A 17,365-nucleotide genomic window follows, 5' to 3' on the forward strand; every position below is an offset into this window, starting at 1 on the left:
CGGCGTGCCGGTACCGGCCACCCCCGCGGCGCCCCCCGCCCCCTCGCCCGTGCAGGACGCCGTGGCCGCCCACGCGCCGTCGTGGGACGGCTCGGACCGTACGGCCTACCGGATCACGCTGCTGGAACTCGCCCTGTCCGACGGGCGGATCTGGTGCCTGGACTCCGACATGGGCGGCCTGGAGAAGTCGTTCCAGGCAGCGCTGCCCGACCGGTACGTGGACCTGGGCATAGCCGAGGCGAACATGGTGTCGGTCGCGGCGGGCCTGGCGGCGACGGGCGTGCGGCCGTTCGTCAACACCATGGCCGCGTTCGCCTCCGCGCGGGCCCTGGAGCAGGTGAAGACGGACATCGCCTATCCCGGTCTGCCGGTACGGATCGTCGCCACCCACTCCGGGCTGTCCGCCGGGCACCTGGGGCCGACCCACCACGCCACGCAGGACCTCGCGGCCCTGCGGACGCTGCCCGGGATGACGGTGATGACGCCCGCCGACGCCGACGAGACGGTGCGGATGGTGCGGGCGGCGGCCGACCTGCCGGGGCCGGTGTACATCCGGCTGGGCCGGGCGGCGACGGAGTCGGTGGGCGGTCCGGCGGAGTTCACCGTCGGGCGGGCGCGGCGGCTGCGGGAGGGCGGGGACGTGACGATCGTCGCGGCCGGCTCCCTCCCGGTGCTCTTCGCGCTGCGGGCCGCGCGGACGCTGGCCGCCGAGGGCGTCCAGGCCGCCGTCCTGGACATGCACACGATCAAGCCGTTGGACGTGGCGGCGCTGGTGGAGGCGGCCCGCGCCGGCGCCGGCCTCGTCACCGTCGAGGACCACTCGGTGCTCGGCGGTCTCGGCGGCGCCGTCGCCGAGACGCTCTCCGCGCACGCTCCGGCGCGGGTGGTGGCGTTGGGGATCCCCGACGTCTTCGCCACCCGGCCGGGCGGGCACCAGGAGCAGCTGGCCGGCGCGGGCGTCACCGCCGAGGCCGTGCACCGCGCCGCGCGGGCCGTCGTCGACGGCCGCCCCTACGACCACCATCCGCACCACCCGCACCACCACCGGTACGACCAGCACCACGCCCCGCACCACCCGACCGAAGAGGAGAACGTGTCATGACCACCGCCGTCACCAGCGCCTGCCCCGAGTGCGCGCAGCAGGTCCCCGCACCCGCCGACGTCCGCGTCTCGTCCATCGTCGTCTGCCCGTCCTGCTCCGTGGAGCTGGAAGTCATCATCGCGAACCCGGTCGAGTACGCGCTCGCGCCGGAGATCGAAGAAGACTTCGGGGAGTGACCGTGCAGACGAGTGCGTCACCGGACGGCACCCTCGCCGTCCTCACCACACGGATCCGCCTGGAGGAACGGCTGATCCTGGAGGCCCTGGAACACCGGGGCGTGCCGCACGAGTCCGTGGATGACCGCACCCTGGTCCGCGACCTCGCGTCGCGGACCGGGGTGCGCCACCGCGGCGTGCTGAACCGGATCATGTCCCACACCCGCAGCCTCTACGCCGCCCGCCTGTACGAGGCGGCGGGCCACACGGTGTTCAACACCGCCGACGTCATCGACGTGTGCGGCGACAAGCTCCGTACCTCTCTCGCCCTCGTCGACGCCGGTGTCCCCACCCCCCGCACGGTCGTCGCCCTCACCCCCGACGCCGCCCTGCGCGCCGTCGAGGAGATCGGGTACCCGGCGGTGCTCAAACCGCTCGTCGGGTCGTGGGGGCGGCTGCTGTCGAAGGTCAACGACCGGGACGCCGCCGAGACCGTCATCGAACACCGGCAGTCGTTGCGCTCCCCCCAGCACTCGGTCTTCTACGTCCAGGAGTTCATCGACACGCCCGGCCGGGACATCCGCGCGCTGGTGCTGGGCGACCGGGTCGTGGCGGCGGTGTACCGCACCTCCGACCACTGGATCACCAACACCGCGCGGGGCGCCGCCACGCAGGTGTGCGAGGTGACGCCGGAGCTGGCGAAGCTCGCCCTCGCGGCAGCGGAGGCGGTCGGCGGCGGCATGCTCGCCGTCGACCTCATCGAACGCCGCGACGGCGAGGTACTGGTGACGGAGGTCAACCACACGATGGAGTTCCACGGCCTGATGGCCGCGACCGGTCTGGACGTCGCGGGCCTCGTCGTCGACCACGTCCTGGACGCCCTGCGCGACGAGGAGGTGACAGCGGCGTGAAGGCCACCGTGGTCGGCGCCGGCGGCTACATCGGCGGCGAACTGCTGCGCCTGCTGCTGGGCCACCCCCACCTGGAGCTGGCGCAGGCCACCTCCACCCGGCTGCGCGGCCGTCCCCTCCACACCGCGCACCCCAACCTCCGCGGGGCGAACGCACCGACGTTCGTCGCCGCGGAGGACGCGGGCGAGTCCGACGTGGTGTTCCTCGCCGTGCCCCACGGGGCGTCGGCCGGGGAGGTGGAGCGCTGGTCGGCCCTGGCGCCCACCGTCGTCGACCTCAGCGCCGACCACCGCGTCCACGACGACGCCCTGCGCGCACGCCACTACCCGAAGTCCACCGCCACCCGCGAGTGGCTGGACCGCTTCCAGCCGGGCGTACCGGAGTTGTACCGGGAACGGCTGCGGGGCGCCTCGCACATCGCGGTGGCCGGGTGCATGGCCGGGGCGGGCATCCTGGCCCTGCACCCGCTGGCCGCCGCCGGTCTGGTGGCGGGGCCGGCGCTGGTGGACGCCCGTACGGGCTCCAGCGGCGGCGGCCGGGTGCCCGACGAGGGCAGCCACCATCCGGAGCGGGCGGGCGCGCTGCGCATGGCGAAACCGCACGGACACCGGCACACCGCGGAGATCGAGCAGGCCTGCGGGGTGCCGGTACGGATGACGGTCACCGCCGTCGACGCCGTCCGCGGCATCCAGGTGGCGGTGCACATCACCCCGTCCCGGCCCGTCACCGAACGGGAGGTGTGGGCGCTGTACCGCGACGCCTACGGCGGCGAGCCCTTCGTCCGGCTGGTGCGGGAGCGGTCCGCGCTGCGCCGCATGCCCGACCCGAAGATCCTCAGCGGGACGAACTTCTGCGACATCGGCCTCTCCCTCAACTCCGAGGGAGACCACCTGATCGTGGTGGCGGCCATGGACAACCTGGTGAAAGGTGGTGCCGGCAATGCCGTCCAGTGCGTCAACATCGCGGCCGGATTCGAGGAGTCGGCGGGGCTTTCCTTCGCCGGGCTCCACCCGGCCTGAGCGGATCGTCGTCAAGCTCGGAGGTTCGCTGCAGGAGCGGATCGGCGACGCCGGAGCCGACATCGCCCGCCTGAGCGCCGCCGGCCACCACGTGGTCGTGGTGCACGGCGGGGGCGCCGAGGCGGACCGGCTCGCCGCCGAACTCGGGCGTCCCACGAGGCGGTTGACCGCCCCCGGCGGCCGACAGAGCCGCTACACCGACGGCCCCGCCCTCGACGTGCTCGCCATGGCGATGCTGGGCCGGGTCAAGCCGACGCTGCTGGCCGCCCTCAGCGGCTCGGGGCTGTGGCCGGTGGGGCTCTCGGGGCTGGACGGGACGCTCGTCACCGCGCGGCGCAACCCGCCGACGCGGGCCGTCGTGGACGGGGTGGAGCGCGTCGTGCGCGACGACCACTCCGGCCGCGTCGGCGAGGTCGACCCGACGCTGCTGCTGACGCTGCTCGGCGGCGGGTTCACCCCGGTCGTCTCCCCGCCGGCGCTGGACGCGGAGGAGGGCATGGTCAACGTCGACGCCGACCGGCTCGCCGCCCGCCTGGCCGTCGCGGTGGGGGCCGACTGGCTCATCCTGCTGTCGGACGTACCCGGGCTGCTGCGCGACGGCGCGGACGCGACCAGCCTCGTGGAACGGCTGCCGCACGACGAGTTGGACGCCCACCTGCTCATGGCGTCCGGACGGATGCGGGTGAAGGTCCGCAGCGCCGCCGAGGCGTTCGCCGGCGGAGTGCCGCACGTGGTCCTCGGTGACGGGCGGCTGGAGTCGCCCGTCACCGCGGCGCGCGCGGGCGCGGGCACGACGTTCGTCGCCGCCGCGCCCCCCGCACCGGTCGGCCGGGGGACGCGCGGGAGGACGGCGGCCTCGTCGTCCGCCGCGTCCGCGCGGTCGTCCTCGCGGGGCGAGGTCGCGTCCGCCGCTCCGGGGCCGGGCCGATGAGCGCCGCCGAGGCCGAGCGCGCCACGGCGCTGCTGCGACGCATGGTGGAGATCCCCTCCCCCTCCGGTTCCGAACAGGACCTCTCCGCCCACCTGGAGCGGGAGTTGCCGGCGTGGGGATTCCGCACCCGGCGGGACGAGGTGGGGAACGTCCTGGCGGAGAGGGGCCCCGCCGACGGGCCCGTCATCATGCTGGTCGGCCACATGGACACCGTCCCCGACCCGGTGCCGGTGCGGGTGGAGGGGGACCTGCTGTACGGGCGGGGCACCGTCGACGCCAAGGGGCCGCTGGCCACGATGGTGTGCGCCGCGGCGAGCGCGCGGACGGGACCGGTGCGGATCGTGGTCGCCGGGGTGGTGGAGGAGGAGACGTTCGGCCGTGGTGCCACCCACCTCGCGCTCGGGCCCCGGCCGGACGCGTTGATCGTCGGCGAGCCCAACGGGTGGGCCGGTGTGGGCATCGGCTACAAGGGCCGGGTGGTGGTGCGCTACGAGGTACGGCGCCCCGCGGTGCACACCGCGTCGCCCGAGGAGAAGGCGTCGGAGGCGGCGGTCGCGTTCCACCGGGCGGTGGTCGGCTACTGCGAGGAGCACGTCACCGGGCCGCGCGCCTTCGACCAGCCGCTGACGACGCTGCTGCACGTGGAAGGCACCATCGAGCACGCCCGCCTGACGCTGGCCGTACGCACCCCGCCCGGCTTCGACCTGCCGCGCTTCGAGACGTTCCTCACCGGGGCGGCCCGGGACGGGCAGTTGTGGATCGACGACCGCACCCCGGCGGTGCGCGTGGACCACCGCGGCGCGGCCGTACGGGCGTTGTGCGCCGGTATCCGCGCCCAGGGGGGACGTCCCACGCTGAAGCTGAAGACGGGGACGGCGGACCTGAACATCCTGGAGCCCGCCTGGGGTTGTCCGGCGGCGGTGTACGGGCCCGGGGACTCCGCGCTGGACCACACCGACCACGAACACATCGACCTGCGCGAGTACGCCACCGCGATCGAGGTGCTGCGGCACGGCCTGGAGGCGTTGGCGGCGGAGCTCGCCGCCGATGCAGCGCCGGAGGCGGCGGAGGCGGTGGTGGCGGGCCGGTGAGCCCCGGACCGACCGGCGCCTCCGCCGCCCGGACTCTCCGGGCGGCGGAGGCGGCGGTCGGCGTGACCGCAGGGATTCCCGGCGCACTGCTACACGGTCACCGGGTGCCCGTCGATGATCCGCTGGTGCAGGTCCTGGAGGCGGGCGCACGGGTCGAGGCCGACGTGGCTGACGAGGGCGGCGCGCCCGGCACGGTAGGTGGCGAGGGCGTCGGCGCGCCGGTCGGAGAGGTACAGCGCCGTCATCAGGCGGGCCCGCAGCTGTTCCCGCAGGGGGTGTTCGTCGACGAGGAGACTGAGTTCGCCGACGAGTTCCCGGTGGCGGCCCAGGCCGAGTTCGGCGTCGAAGCACTCCTCCAGCAGCGTCAGGCGGCGCTCCGCCCAGTACGCGGCGACGGGTGCCAGTCCCCGGCTGGTGAGACCGGCGAGAGGTTCGCCGCGGAAGAGGGCCAGAGCGGCGCGGTAGTGCTCGACGGCCCCCTCCAGGTCGTCGGCGGCCCGGCCGCGCTCTCGGTGTCTCTCGAACTGACGGGTGTCCAGACCGTCGTCGGAGACCCGTAGCAGGTAGCCCCCGCGGACGGTCTCTATGAGGTCGGGCGGACCGCCGGCCTCCGTCCACGCCTTGCGCAGGCGCCACACGCACGTCTGGATCTGTTTGTCGGCGGTCGCGGGCGGCGTGCCGCCCCATACCGCGTCCACCAGACGGCTCACCGGGACGACCCGGTCGGCCTCCGTCAGCAGCACGGCCAGCACCGTCAGCTGGCGGCTCTCGGGAAGGGGCACGTCACGGCCGTCGACGCGGACGCGCAGAGGCCCGAGGAGGGCGAAGGACACCTCGGGGACGCGCCGCCCGCTCGGACGGGGTGCCGGCACGGGCGAAGGCGCGGTGGCGGTTGCGGAGAAGGTGCGGGAGGTGCGCGGGGTGCGGGGGGTGGTGCCGGAGGAAGGTGCCAGACGCATGGGATTCTCCGGTTCTGCAGAAGGACGGGCCCACGGCGGTGCGCCCGGCGTGGGTTGGCGCGACAGAGCGGGAAGCAGCGGAGGCGGTACGGCCCCGGGGCGGGGCGGGCGGCGGGGCCGCCGTCCGGTGGGTCGCCGCGGGGCGCTGCCCCGGGGCGGCGGGACCGGGCGGGGCCGGGCGTCGCCGAAACGGTCAGCCGGCCCCGCCGTCCTGCGGCATCTTGAAGACGGAGAGGTAGCGCAGCGCCGTGCGGGCCTGGAAATGGGTGTGGTGCGATCCGACGGCGGCGGCGAACACGTCCCCGGTGGTCATCGTCACGCCCTGGTTCACGCAGGTGCCCTCGATGACGTAGAGGAACTCGGTGTGGGTGTGGACGTGCGGGTCGGTGACGTACCCGGGCTCCGCCTCGACGAGGGCCATGACGTAGCCGTCGGCCCGGGCGGTGAGGCGGGCGCGGGCCTTGCCGTCGGCCCCCCAGGGGATCCACGGCACCGAGTCGTCGACGTGGACGATGGACCAGCCCTCCAGGGAGGGGGTGCCGGGCAGGGGGGCGAGAGGGGCGTCCGAGGTGGTGTCCGGTGCGGTGGCGCTCGTGGTGTCCGGTGCGGTGTCCGGTGTCGTGGCGGGGTCGGTGGTCGTCGCGGATGCGGGGACGGCGGGCATGGCGCTCCTGGGAGGCGGCCCCACGCCCCCGGGGCGCCGGGGCCGCCGGGGGCAGGGACCGCGAGGTCGGTGAGGTGGTGCGGGAAGGGAAGGTCAGAGGGTGGCCGCGGCGCGCTCGGCGTCGGGGACGCCCTCGCCGGGGGACGCGTCCGGGGCGGGCGTCTGGCGCGGGATGCCGAGGGCGCACACCGCGCCGGCCAGCACCACCCCGACGCCCACCCACACCGCCGGGTGCAGGCCGTCGACGAACGCCTGCGGGGACACGGCGGAACCGGCACCGGCGAACACGGTGCTCAGCACGGCGATGCCCAGCGCCCCGCCGACCTCGCGGACGGTGGTGTTGGCGCCCGACGCCTTCCCCACGTGCTGCGGGCCCACCGAGCCCATCACCACGGCGGCGGTCGGCGCGAAGACGAAGCCCATGCCGATACCGGCGACGGCCATCGGCGCGACGAGGGTGCCGTAGGGGGTGTCGACGTCGGCGACGAGGTTGATCCAGGCCAGGCCCGCACCCTGCAGGAACAGCCCCAGCGCCATCAGGCGCCCGCCGCCCACCTTGTTGGTCAGCAGGCCCGCCACCGGGGCGACGAACATCGGCATCAGCGTCCAGGAGAGGGTGCGCACACCGGCCTCCAGCGGGGAGCGCGGCGGGGCGATCTGCAGGTACTGGGCGAGCAGGAAGAGCGAGCCGAAGACGCCGAAGTACATGGCGGCGGAGACGACGTTGGTGAGGGTGAACGCCCGCACCTTGTAGAACGACAGCGGCAGCATCGGCTGCGGGGTGCGGCGCTCCCACAGCAGGAACACCACCAGCAGGACCACGGCGCCCGCGAAGGAGCCGATGACGGTGGTGGAGGTCCAGCCGTCGGTCTCCCCGTGCACGATGCCCCACACGGCGGCGAACAGCGCGGCGGAGGCCAGCACCATGCCGGGCAGGTCCAGGCTCACCCCGTCCTGGCGGCTCTCCCGCAGCACGAAACGGATCAGCGGGAGGGCGACGATACCGACGGGCACGTTCACCCAGAAGATCCACTGCCAGTCGAGCCCCTCGACGACGGCGCCGCCGACGACCGGGCCCAGGGCGACGGCCAGGCCGCTGATCCCGGACCACAGGCCCAGAGCCAGGCCGCGCATCCGGCTGGGCACCGCCTGCGACAGCAGCGTCAGCGACAGCGGCATGACCGCGGCACCGCCGACGCCCTGCACGGCGCGTGCCGCGATCAGCTCACCGCTGGTGTCGGCCAGGCCGCAGAAGACGGACGCGACGGTGAACAGGACGATGCCCAGCATGAACACCCGCCGCCGTCCGAACCGGTCGCCGAGGGCGGCGCCGGTCAGGAGCAGACAGGCGAAGCTCAGCACGTAGGCGTTGACGAACCACTGCAACGCCTGGGTGTCGGCGTTCAGTTCGCCGGCGAGGGTGTGCAGGGCGGTCGAGACGACCAGGTTGTCCAACGCGACCATGAACATCGGAACGCTGCACGCCACGATCGACAGCCACAAGGGCACCGACCGGGGTTCGGGCTTGGTCATGGTGAGGCTCTCCAACGGAACGGTCCGCCGCGGGGCGGACGGGCGGGATCGGGCGGGATCGGATGGTGCCAAGGCCGTACGGGGCGGGTGCGGGGCGCGGTGTCAGGAAGCGGACGGGCCGGGCTCGCCGGCCCCGGGCGCTCCGGCGTCCTGCGCGTCCTGTTCGGCCATCCGCTGCGCCAGGCGCGCCTTGGCGTCCGCCCAGGTGATGGGCAGTTCACCGACCGGGACCTCCCAGAAGGTGAAGTCCGAGCGGCGCATGGTGGGCCGCAGCCCGTTCATGATCGACTTGTGGGGTTCGGTCTTGGCGTAGTCGTACAGCAGCTCGCGGCTCTCCCAGGCCGACAGCGTCCAGAAGGTGCGGCGCAGCGGGTCGGCGATGAGGGAGGCGCCGAGTGCCCCCTTCGCGCCGCGCACCTGCTTCCAGGCGGTCAGCGAGCGCAGGAAGAACTTCGGCACGTCCTTGAGGGACCGCACTTCCAGGCGGGAGGCCATGACGAGTGCGCTGGTCAGACCGGTGCTCGGAGGGTTCGGGGTGGTCCAGGGGAGGGTGGGCACAGCGGTGCTCCCGACGTGGAGGGCCCCTCGCGCGACCCCTCGCGGACCCCGCTCGCGACCTATTGGACAGTGACACTACCCATGATAGACAGTAGGACTATCGAGTGGCCAGAAGGAAGGTGAACATCGTGCGAATCTCCGAACTCAGCAAGCACAGCGGCGTCTCCGTGCCCACGATCAAGTACTACATTCGTGAGGACCTGCTGCCACCCGGCCGCCTCGTCTCCGCGACCCAGGCCGAGTACGACGATCAGCACCTGCGCCGGCTGCGGCTGCTGCGGGCACTGATCGGCACGCGCGGTCTGTCCGTGGAGGCCACCCGCCAGGTCCTCCTCGCCCTCGGCGAACGCAGCTCCTCCCCGCACCACGTCCTCGGTCTGGCCCTGGGCGTCATCCGGGTGGGCAGGGAAGGGGCCGAGCAGGCTCCGTCCGCACCCCCCGGGGCGTCCGGGGACACGGGCGACGCGGGGGACGCGGAGGAGACGGACGGCGCCGAACAGTCCGTCGTCGAGCTGCTGGACGAACTGGACTGGAACGTCAGCAAGAACGCCCCGGCCCGGGAGGCGCTCGCCGACACCCTCACCGCCCTGCGGCGGTTCGGCGTCGCCGACGACTGGCGCGCGCTTCTCCCGTACGCGCGGCTGGCCGCCGACACGGCCCGCCTGGACCTCAACCAGCTGGACGGGCTGAGCGATCCGCTGGAGATGGCGGAGCGGGCCGTCGTCGTCACGACCCTCCTGGAACCGGCCCTGCTGGCGCTGCGCCGCCTCGCGCAGGAGCACGAGTCGGCGCGGCGCCACGAGTGGTGAGCGGCGCGGGACCCGGGGCTCCCGCGCCGCCTCACGCGCCGCCCGGCCCCGGGCCCCGCGCTCAGCCGTCCAGTTCGGCCAGCAGCCGCACCGCGGCCTGCTTGCCCGACGCCCACGCCGCCTCGTGCGAGCCGATCTGGTCCACGCCCAGCTTCGGGGAGTGGAAGTAGGAACCGGCCAGCTTCACGCGGGTGTTCTCGTTGACCCGGTAAATGTCCTTCTGCATCGCCCGGACCGCGCCGTCGAGGATGGGATGGGTGTAGCGGAAGCGGGCGATGACCTTCTCCGGGTCCAGCTCGCGCGGGTAGTCGAGGGTGACGAAGTAGTCGCTGCGGGAGGTGAAGTCGTGCAGCTTGTTGAGGTAGTACACGACGTAGGTGCGCGGCGCGCCGTCCACCTCCACCTTGCCGTAGTTCCACGACTCCCAGCGCTCGCGGCCACCGGAGATGACGGAGGCGTCGGTGCTCAGCGCCACGTCGGAGGCGTTGTAGCGGACGGTGGACAGCACGGAGCGCTGGTGGTCGGTCGGGTTGCCCAGCAGGGCCAGTGACTGGTCGGCGTGCGCGGCGAGGATGACGTGGTCGTAGCGCTCGCGGCCCTTGGCGGTGACCACGATGGCGTGGTCCTCGCCCTGCTCGACGGCGGTCACCGGGTCACCGGTGCGGATCTCCGGGCCGATGGCCGCGATGGCCTTGCGCACGTAACTGATGGAACCCCCGCCCACCGTGCGCCAGTCGACGCGGCTGCCGCCCAGGCCGCCCTCGTCGTGGCCCATGAAGAAGGCGATGACGGTGGCGGCCGGCATCTCCCAGATCTGCTCGGCCGGCACCGACCACACCGCGGAGCACAGCAGGATGAGGTAGGAGTGGCGGAACTCGGCGCTGTAGCCGCCCGCGTCGAGGTACTCCTGCATCGGCATCTCGGCGCGTCCGCGCAGGAAGTCGCGGCGGCCCTCGGTGTGGAAGCGGCGCACCTCCCGCCACACGGGCAGGAACTCCGGCGTCGCCGCGTACCGGGCGGTGATCTCCTCCTCGGGGAGGTCCAGCTCCCGCGTGCCGTACTCCAGTCCCGAGTCCAGGTCGAAGAAGTTGAAGCCGCCGGGGTGGTCGACCATCTCCACGCCCAGTTCGTCGAAGACGGGCGTCATGGTGGGGTAGGCGAGGCGGTTGAAGACGATGAAGGCGGTGTCCAGGCCCAGGGTGCGGCCGTCGTCCTCCACCTCGACGGTGTTGGCGTGGCCGCCCAGCCGGTCGTCCTTCTCGTAGAGGGTGATGTGGGCGCGCTCGCGCAGGTGGTAGGCGGCGGAGATGCCGGACGGGCCGGCACCGACGACGGCGATACGGGGCGTGCGGGGCTGCGACATGATCTCTCCACGGTCGGGTGGTGCGGGGGCTGACGGACGGGGGGTGGCTCGGGTGAAGGTCGTTCGGGTGACGGGTGGCTCAGGTGGCCGGTGGCCCGGGTGGGCGCGCCGGTCCGGGCGTTACGGCGGCGGGTCCTGGAGGGCCAGCCCCAGGACGTGACCGGGGCCGGGGCGCATCAGGCGCAGGCGCCAGGCCGCGGCCTCGGCGACCGGCAGCCGCGGATCGTCGACGCCGAGGGGCACGCCGCCGGGGTCGTCGGGGCCGGCGGGGCAGGTAGGGCTGGTGGGGTCATGGGGAGCGGTGGGGCCGGCGTCGCGGAACGTGAAGGAGGCCAGGGGCCGGGTCAGGCCGGTGCCGAGTGCCTTGAGGTACGCCTCCTTCAGCACCCACAGCTCCGCCAGCCGCACCGCGCGGGCCTCACCGTCCAGGGCGGCGAGAGCGGCGCGTTCCGCGGGCGCGAGGTGCGGCGGCAGGTGGACGACGGCGTCGGGGCGGGCGGGGACGCTCTCCACGTCCACCCCGCAGCCGCCGTGCCGGGTGACGACGCAGGCGAGGAGCCCCTCGGTGTGCGAGACGTTGAACCGCAGCCCGTCGTCCGGGGACGGCAGCTCGGGGCGGCCCCACGGTCCGGTGGTGAAGCGCCACCGGTCCGCGGGACGGCCGTCGGCGGCGCTGAGGGCGTGCCGGACGAGCAGGCGCGCGCCGAGGTAGCGGCGGCGCGCCCCCGGTCCCCGCAGGCGCGCCCACCGGGTGCGCTCCGCCTCGCTCAGCACGTCCGCACCGCCCGCCCGCGCGGCGAAGGCGTCCACCGCCGTCTCCGGCAGCAGGTGCAGCGCCGCGGGACCCGGGGCGAGGTGGTGGACGACCGGGTCCGGCCGGGTACCGGCGTCCGGGGGGAGGAGGTCGGTGGGGCGTGGCGGGGGCACGGGGGCTGCTCCTCTCGAGGAAGGCGTACGGGACGGACGTACGGGCGGTACGGGCGGGGCGGGCGGGGCGGGGTGGGGCGGGCGGGGCGGGGTGGAGCGGGGTGGAGCGGGCGGGGCGGGGTGGAGCGGCGGGCCGGACCGCTCCGCCCCGCCCGTCAGCGCCGCACTCGCTCCGCGTCCAGCTCCCGTCGCGCCAGCGGGAACTGCCAGTGCGAGAACAGCTGGTCGGCGCTGTGGAAGTGCCGCAGCACCCGCATCACCTCGTCGATCACCGCCGGGTCGGTGACCGACTCGTGGGGGGCCAGGCAGCGCCGCAGCCGCTCCAGTTGCAGCAGCAGCAGCGCACCGTTGGGCAGCGGCTCCTCCATCACCTCGTGGGAGTGGACGAAGGTGTGCACGCAGGCGGCGGCGGCGTGCACCAGGCAGTACTCCTTCGCGAGGTCGAACAGCTCCGCGCTGTTGCCGAAGGCGCGGCCCAGCTCCCCGCGCAGCCGCTCGGAGCGCTCCCGCAAGGAGGCGGTGCGGCCGAGGAGTTCCTCCGCGGTGGCCGCCGCCCGGCGCAGCCACCCGCGCTGGTCGTCCTCCTTGGCCTCCTCCGCCAGGGCCCGCAGCGCGGCCAGCGAACCCGGGGCGGCCAGCAGGGTGTCGTCACGGCCCCGCGCGAACAGCTCCTGCCGCCACGGCTCGTACGTCGGCAGGCCGGTGCCCATGCCGTACAGCACCGCCACGTTCGCCTCCGCGGCCTCCCGGTCGGCGGCGGTGGCCTCGGCGACGCGGGTCAGCAGCGGCTGCAGCTGGCCGGCGAGGTTGCGCAGGTTGACCACCGTGTTGCCGTCGGCGAAGTTCGCCACCGGCAGGTCGCGCAGCATCTTCTGGAACACCCCGTAGTGCGGGTGGTCGCGCAGGAAGTAGCGGGCGCCCAGGACGACCGCCAGCTGCGACATGGCGCGTTCCATCATGGTCGGCACCAGGTACTTCGCCACCGACGAGTGCACGCTGGCCTGCTCCGGTGCCTGCTGCAGGCCCCGGACGGCACCCAGGCTCACGGCGTCGGCGACCATCAGGTCGGCGAACACCTCCGTCAACTGGCGGCGGCTGTAGGGAATGTCGCTGACCGTCTTCCCGAGGATGACGCGGCCCTCGGTGAAGTCCAGCGTCACGCGCAGGCCGGTGTCGACGGCGGAGATCGCCATGCCGGAGATCTGCGCCCTGGCGGCCTGCGCCGCCTTGAGCGCGATCTCCAGGCCCTGCCCCTCGCGCCCGATGAGGGCGGAGCTCGGCACGAACACGTCGTCCAGCCGCACCCCGCTCAGGTCCATCCCGCGGATGCCGTGCAGGCGCTCCCCCGGCAGCTCCACCACCGAACCGGCGGGGGCGGCGCGCTTGTCGAGGACCAGGACCGAGAAGTCGCCGCTGCCGCCGCGCTCTCCCGTACGGGCGAACACGACCATCGCGTCGGCGCGGGTGGCGTTGCCGATCAGCCACTTCTCGCCGCTGAGCAGGTACCCGCCCTCGACGGGACGCGCCCGCATGGCGTTGGCCAGCAGATCGCTGCCGTAGCCGCGTTCGGACAGGCCCCAGGAGAGGCGGTAGCCGTTCTTGACCGCGGCGACGAACTCCGCCTGCTGCTCGGGGCTCCCGCCCGTCCAGACGGTCATGAAGGCGAGGTTGGTGATGATGAGGGCGGTGGCGGTGGTGGAGTCGCGGCGGGCGATGAGCCGCACCAGGTTGAACTCCGCCTCCACGTCGCCCGCCCGTCCCCCGTGCTCGCCGGGCAGGGCGTACTCGGGCACCCCCCAGGCACGCAGGGGGTTGACGAACTCGTACGGGTAGGACTCGCGTTCGTCCAGTTCCAGGAGGCGGCGGAAGGGCATCGCGGAGGACTCGTCGTGCGGGCAGCCCAGGAACTCCTCCAGGCGGGCGGCGAGCGCGGTCAGGTCAGCCCTGGGCATGGGTGGTCTCCTGCGGGGCGGCGAGCGGGACGGGCAGGGCGGTGAAGAGCGCGTGGGCGGTGTGGAGCGCGCCGACGGTGGTGCGGGCCGGTTCCAGGTCCGCGGCGCGGCGGCGCGGGTCGGTGCCGGCGGCGCGTGACAGGAGGTAGGCGAGGACGGCGCGCAGCCAGCCGGTGTCGCCCGGCTCGGCCCCGTACAGGCCCGTGGTGCGGGAGGCGGCCCACAGCTGGACGCAGGCGGCGGCGCCGTGCAGCCAGGCGTAGCTCTCGCCGAGGTCGGCGAGGGCGTGCGGGTCGGCGTCCGCGCCGCGGGTGCGGGCGGCGAGGGCCGGCAGCGCCGCGACGGCGTCCGTCAGCTCCGCCAGCAGCGCCGCGGTCTCCGGGTCCGTCTCCTGGGCCAGGTCCGCCGTGGCGGCGGGCAGGGCGGCCAGGACCGGGTCGGCGCCGCGTACCAGGAGGTCCAGCCGGGCCGGTTCGTAGGCGGGCAGGGGCGCGTCGAGGGCGAAGACGGCGTCGACGGACGGCGCCGGCCCGCCCGCCGCGGTGGCGGTGACGAGCGTGGGCAACTGGGCGGCGTAGGAGCGGAGGTTGGCGTACGGGCTGGCGTCGATGACGCGGACCACCGCCGCGTCGCGGCGCAGCTTCTGGAACACGCCGTCCCCCGGGGCCTGGCCCCGCAGGACGGAGCGGGTGGCCAGCACGGTGGAGCAGTGCCGCAGCACGTCCTGGGTGGCCTCGGCGACGAGGTGCTTGGCGGCGGGCCCCCACACGCTGCACGCCTGCGGCGCCACGTGCGCCCCGCGGGCCGCCGCCAGCGCCACCGCGTCGGCGGCCAGCAGCGCGGCGCTCGCGGTCGCGCACTCGCGTCGGGCGTAGGGCGTGGCGTCCAGGGTCGTGCGGCCGAAGCGGCGGGTGGCGACGAAGTCCAGGGTCAGGCGCAGCGCCGTGTCGGCGATGCCCAGCGACCCCGCCATGCTCATCAGCCGTACCGCCTGCTGGGCGCGCAGGGCGACCTCCAGGCCCTCGCCCTCCTTGCCGACCTGCGCGTCGGGCGGGACCGTCAGTCCGTCGAAGCGCAGGGTGGCGAGGTCCACCCCGCGCATGCCGTCGGTGCGGGGGGCCGGCAGGCGGGTCAGGCCCTCCGGGTCGGCGCCGCGCGGGGTGTCGATCAGGTAGGCGGTGAACGCGCCGGGGCCGCGCTCGCCGGTGCGTACCACCACGTACACCGCCTCGCAGCGGGTCCCGTTGCCGACCAGCCACTTCTCGCCCCGCAGCCGGCCCTGCGCGTCCAGGTGCAGCGCGCCGGAGACCAGGTCGCTGCCGTGGGCGGCCTCGGTCATGGCGAACGCCACGGCACCGCCCTCGCGCAGCACGCGCGCCACCTTCTCGCGCTGCCCGACCGAACCGTGCACCTGCAGGCAGGTCGCGGCGATGATGCTGAACATGGTGCCGGGCATCACCGTCACGTCGCGGCGGGCGGCGGCCCGTACGAGGGTGAGGCTCCGGTCGAAGGACTCGAAGGTGCCTCCCCACTCGCGGGGCAGATAGGCGAGGTGGAAGCCCGCCTCGAAGAGCAGGCCGCACAGTTCCTCGGGGAAGGCGTCGGCCTCGTCGCGGGCGACGGCCGCCGCGTAGCCGTACACGTTGGCGGGGTCGGCGGGGTCGCCGAGGATGAGTTCCACCTCCTCGGGGGTGAGGGCGGTGGCGAGGGCGGGGGTCCGGGCGGCGCTCATGACGCACCCGCCGTGGGGGCCAGGGGCAGCGGGCCCTCCTGCGGCACCGGCAGGTAGCCGACCGCACCGGCGGGCACCCGTACGCCCGCCAGGCGCAGTTGGGCGAGGCGGGTGTGGAACGCGGCGCCGCGCATGAGGTGGTGGGCGACGTCGGCGACGCGCCGGTTGCTGGGGTTCTTCAGGTAGCTGCCGGTCACCCAGTCGTTGAAGGAGCCCATCGCCGGTCCGCACCAGATCTGGTAGTCGGCGGTGCGCCCGCCGTCGCCGGTGACGGCCCAGCGGGAGGCCATGCCCAGGTACCAGCGGAACACCAGCGCCATGCGGCGGCGCGGGTTGTCGGCGGCGCGGGTGAGCTGTTCGGGGTCGCGGCGGGTGAAGTAGGTGACGCAGTCCGCCCAGACCTCCTCCAGAGGGCGGCGGAAGATCTGTTTCTCCAGCCGCTCGCGCTCCTCGGCGGGCAGCGCCTCCAGCCCGTCGTACGCCTGGTAGAGCTGGTAGAGGCGGCGGGCGCGCATCGGGAAGAGGGTGCCCTTCTTCAGCACCTGCAGGTCGACGCCCATCTCGAACATGTCGGCGGCCGGTGCCATCTCGCAGTCGGCGATGCCCGCCTCGGCGAGCATGGCCCGCACCTGCGGGGAGGTGCCCGCCTCCAGGCAGGACTGGTTCACCGAGCCCGTCACGACGTAGTCGGCGCCCATCGCGAACGCGGCGGCCAGCGAGGCGGGCGTGCCCAGGCCCCCGGCGGCGCCGAGGCGGATGGGGGCCTGGTAGCGGTGCTCGCGCTGCACGGCGTCCCGCAGCCGCGCCAGGACGGGGAAGAGGGCGGGCAGGGGACGGCGGTCGGTGTGGCCGCCGGAGTCCGCCTCGACGGTGATGTCGTCGGCGAGCGGCACGTGGTGGGCGAGCGACGCCTGTTCGGCGGTGATCAGGCCCTGCTCCAGCAGGACGGCGACGGTGGCGGCGGGCGCCGGCCGCATGAAACGGGTCGCGGTCTCGGGGCGGGAGACCTTGGCGATGAGCCGGTTGCCGGTGATGACGCGGCCGTCGGGTCCGCGCCGCAGCCCGGCCAGCCGGTAGCGGACGATGTGCGGGGTGAGGTCCATGTACGCGGACGCCTCCACGCAGCGCACACCGTGCCGCAGGGCCAGCTCCACGGTCTCCCGCTCCAGGCGGTCCTCGCTGGGGCTGTGGATGACGTTGATCGCGTAGGGCCGGCCGGGGATCTCCCGCTCGAAGCGGCGCAGGCTGTCCTCCACGACGGACGGCAGCAGTCCGGCCGCGCCGAAGGAGGCGAGGAGGTTCTCGCGGGCCATGGCGACGACGAGGTCGGCGGAGGCGATACCGCCCGCCATGGCGCCCGCCATGTACGGCAGGCGCACGCCGTGGGCGGCGGTGAACGCCGCGGAGCCGAGACGGTGCGGGGGCAGCGGCGCGGCGGCGGCGAGCACCCCGGGGCCGTGCCCGCCCGGGGCGGCGGCGCCGCCGGAGACGGCGCCGGGCCCCGCGGGGGTCGCGACGACGAAGCAGGGGTTCTCCAGGTCGGCGAGCGCCTGGTAGACGCCGGAGGGGTCGGTGGCGGGGAAGCCGTCGCCGTACCAGCGCAAGGGGGTGTCGGCCGGGGGTGGGGTGGAGTGCGGGGTGGACATGGGGAACGTGGCT

At 74.5% G+C, this 17,365-nt stretch carries 16 protein-coding genes; 7 read left to right on the forward strand and 9 right to left on the reverse strand.

Features of this window, described 5'->3' with window-relative positions; genetic code table 11:
• Window positions 1-4: 4 nt before the first annotated feature.
• The 6 genes from ACFWEE_RS11040 to ACFWEE_RS11065 are packed head-to-tail and all read left to right on the forward strand — an operon-like array spanning window position 5 to window position 5,209.
• Window positions 5-1,102, forward strand: a complete 1,098-nt coding sequence (locus ACFWEE_RS11040; RefSeq protein ID WP_386888296.1) for a transketolase family protein — start codon at window positions 5-7, stop codon at window positions 1,100-1,102.
• The gene (locus tag ACFWEE_RS11045) at window positions 1,099-1,278 is read left to right on the forward strand and encodes a lysine biosynthesis protein LysW (protein ID WP_386888297.1); all 180 of its coding nucleotides are present in this window, start codon (window positions 1,099-1,101) and stop codon (window positions 1,276-1,278) included. The genes ACFWEE_RS11040 and ACFWEE_RS11045 overlap by 4 nt, the downstream gene beginning before the upstream one ends.
• Window positions 1,275-2,168 (forward strand): lysine biosynthesis protein LysX, encoded by an 894-nt coding sequence (gene lysX, locus ACFWEE_RS11050; RefSeq protein ID WP_386888298.1) that lies wholly within the window; start codon window positions 1,275-1,277, stop codon window positions 2,166-2,168. The genes ACFWEE_RS11045 and lysX overlap by 4 nt, the downstream gene beginning before the upstream one ends.
• Window positions 2,165-3,187 carry an N-acetyl-gamma-glutamyl-phosphate reductase gene (gene argC, locus ACFWEE_RS11055; RefSeq protein ID WP_386888299.1) on the forward strand — a complete coding sequence of 341 codons (1,023 nt, stop codon included), beginning with the start codon at window positions 2,165-2,167 and terminating at the stop codon, window positions 3,185-3,187. Before lysX ends, argC begins: the two co-directional genes overlap by 4 nt.
• Entirely contained in the window at window positions 3,108-4,118 is a 1,011-nt protein-coding gene (locus ACFWEE_RS11060) for a [LysW]-aminoadipate kinase (RefSeq protein WP_386888300.1), read from the forward strand. The genes argC and ACFWEE_RS11060 overlap by 80 nt, the downstream gene beginning before the upstream one ends.
• Entirely contained in the window at window positions 4,115-5,209 is a 1,095-nt protein-coding gene (locus ACFWEE_RS11065; protein WP_386888301.1) for a M20/M25/M40 family metallo-hydrolase, read from the forward strand. Before ACFWEE_RS11060 ends, ACFWEE_RS11065 begins: the two co-directional genes overlap by 4 nt.
• 89 nt (window positions 5,210-5,298) lie before the next feature.
• Here the strand turns inward: ACFWEE_RS11065 and ACFWEE_RS11070 are convergent, their stop codons facing one another.
• The 4 genes from ACFWEE_RS11070 to ACFWEE_RS11085 form a co-directional block, all read right to left on the reverse strand.
• Window positions 5,299-6,168: a BTAD domain-containing putative transcriptional regulator gene (locus ACFWEE_RS11070; RefSeq protein ID WP_386888302.1), complete on the reverse strand. Its 870-nt coding sequence runs from the start codon at window positions 6,166-6,168 to the stop codon at window positions 5,299-5,301.
• Between the two features lie 193 nt (window positions 6,169-6,361).
• Window positions 6,362-6,832, reverse strand: coding sequence for a cupin domain-containing protein (locus ACFWEE_RS11075; RefSeq protein ID WP_386888303.1), 471 nt, complete (start codon window positions 6,830-6,832; stop codon window positions 6,362-6,364).
• 93 nt (window positions 6,833-6,925) lie between these two features.
• Window positions 6,926-8,365: an MFS transporter gene (locus ACFWEE_RS11080; protein WP_386888304.1), complete on the reverse strand. Its 1,440-nt coding sequence runs from the start codon at window positions 8,363-8,365 to the stop codon at window positions 6,926-6,928.
• A gap of 102 nt (window positions 8,366-8,467) precedes the next feature.
• Complete coding sequence (locus ACFWEE_RS11085; protein ID WP_386888305.1) at window positions 8,468-8,923, reverse strand: DUF3291 domain-containing protein; 456 nt, start codon at window positions 8,921-8,923, stop codon at window positions 8,468-8,470.
• 128 nt (window positions 8,924-9,051) lie between these two features.
• On the opposite strand from ACFWEE_RS11085, the gene ACFWEE_RS11090 reads away from it, so the two are divergent.
• A complete protein-coding gene (locus ACFWEE_RS11090; RefSeq protein WP_386888306.1) occupies window positions 9,052-9,732 on the forward strand; it encodes a MerR family transcriptional regulator in 681 nt (226 codons plus the stop codon).
• Between the two features lie 61 nt (window positions 9,733-9,793).
• Here the strand turns inward: ACFWEE_RS11090 and ACFWEE_RS11095 are convergent, their stop codons facing one another.
• The 5 genes from ACFWEE_RS11095 to ACFWEE_RS11115 form a co-directional block, all read right to left on the reverse strand.
• Entirely contained in the window at window positions 9,794-11,095 is a 1,302-nt protein-coding gene (locus ACFWEE_RS11095; RefSeq protein WP_386888307.1) for an NAD(P)/FAD-dependent oxidoreductase, read from the reverse strand.
• Window positions 11,096-11,215: 120 nt separating this feature from the next.
• Window positions 11,216-12,022 (reverse strand): 4'-phosphopantetheinyl transferase family protein, encoded by an 807-nt coding sequence (locus tag ACFWEE_RS11100; RefSeq protein WP_386888308.1) that lies wholly within the window; start codon window positions 12,020-12,022, stop codon window positions 11,216-11,218.
• 155 nt (window positions 12,023-12,177) lie between these two features.
• The gene (locus ACFWEE_RS11105) at window positions 12,178-13,974 is read right to left on the reverse strand and encodes an acyl-CoA dehydrogenase family protein (protein ID WP_386888309.1); all 1,797 of its coding nucleotides are present in this window, start codon (window positions 13,972-13,974) and stop codon (window positions 12,178-12,180) included.
• On the reverse strand, window positions 13,961-15,706 hold the full coding sequence (locus tag ACFWEE_RS11110) for an acyl-CoA dehydrogenase family protein (protein WP_386888310.1): 1,746 nt from the start codon (window positions 15,704-15,706) through the stop codon (window positions 13,961-13,963). Before ACFWEE_RS11110 ends, ACFWEE_RS11105 begins: the two co-directional genes overlap by 14 nt.
• The gene (locus tag ACFWEE_RS11115; protein WP_386888311.1) at window positions 15,703-17,352 is read right to left on the reverse strand and encodes a PfaD family polyunsaturated fatty acid/polyketide biosynthesis protein; all 1,650 of its coding nucleotides are present in this window, start codon (window positions 17,350-17,352) and stop codon (window positions 15,703-15,705) included. Before ACFWEE_RS11115 ends, ACFWEE_RS11110 begins: the two co-directional genes overlap by 4 nt.
• Between the last annotated feature and the right edge of the window lie 13 nt (window positions 17,353-17,365).

This window comes from Streptomyces sp. NPDC060184 (genome assembly GCF_042728795.1).
Classification (GTDB): Bacteria; Actinomycetota; Actinomycetes; order Streptomycetales; family Streptomycetaceae; genus Streptomyces.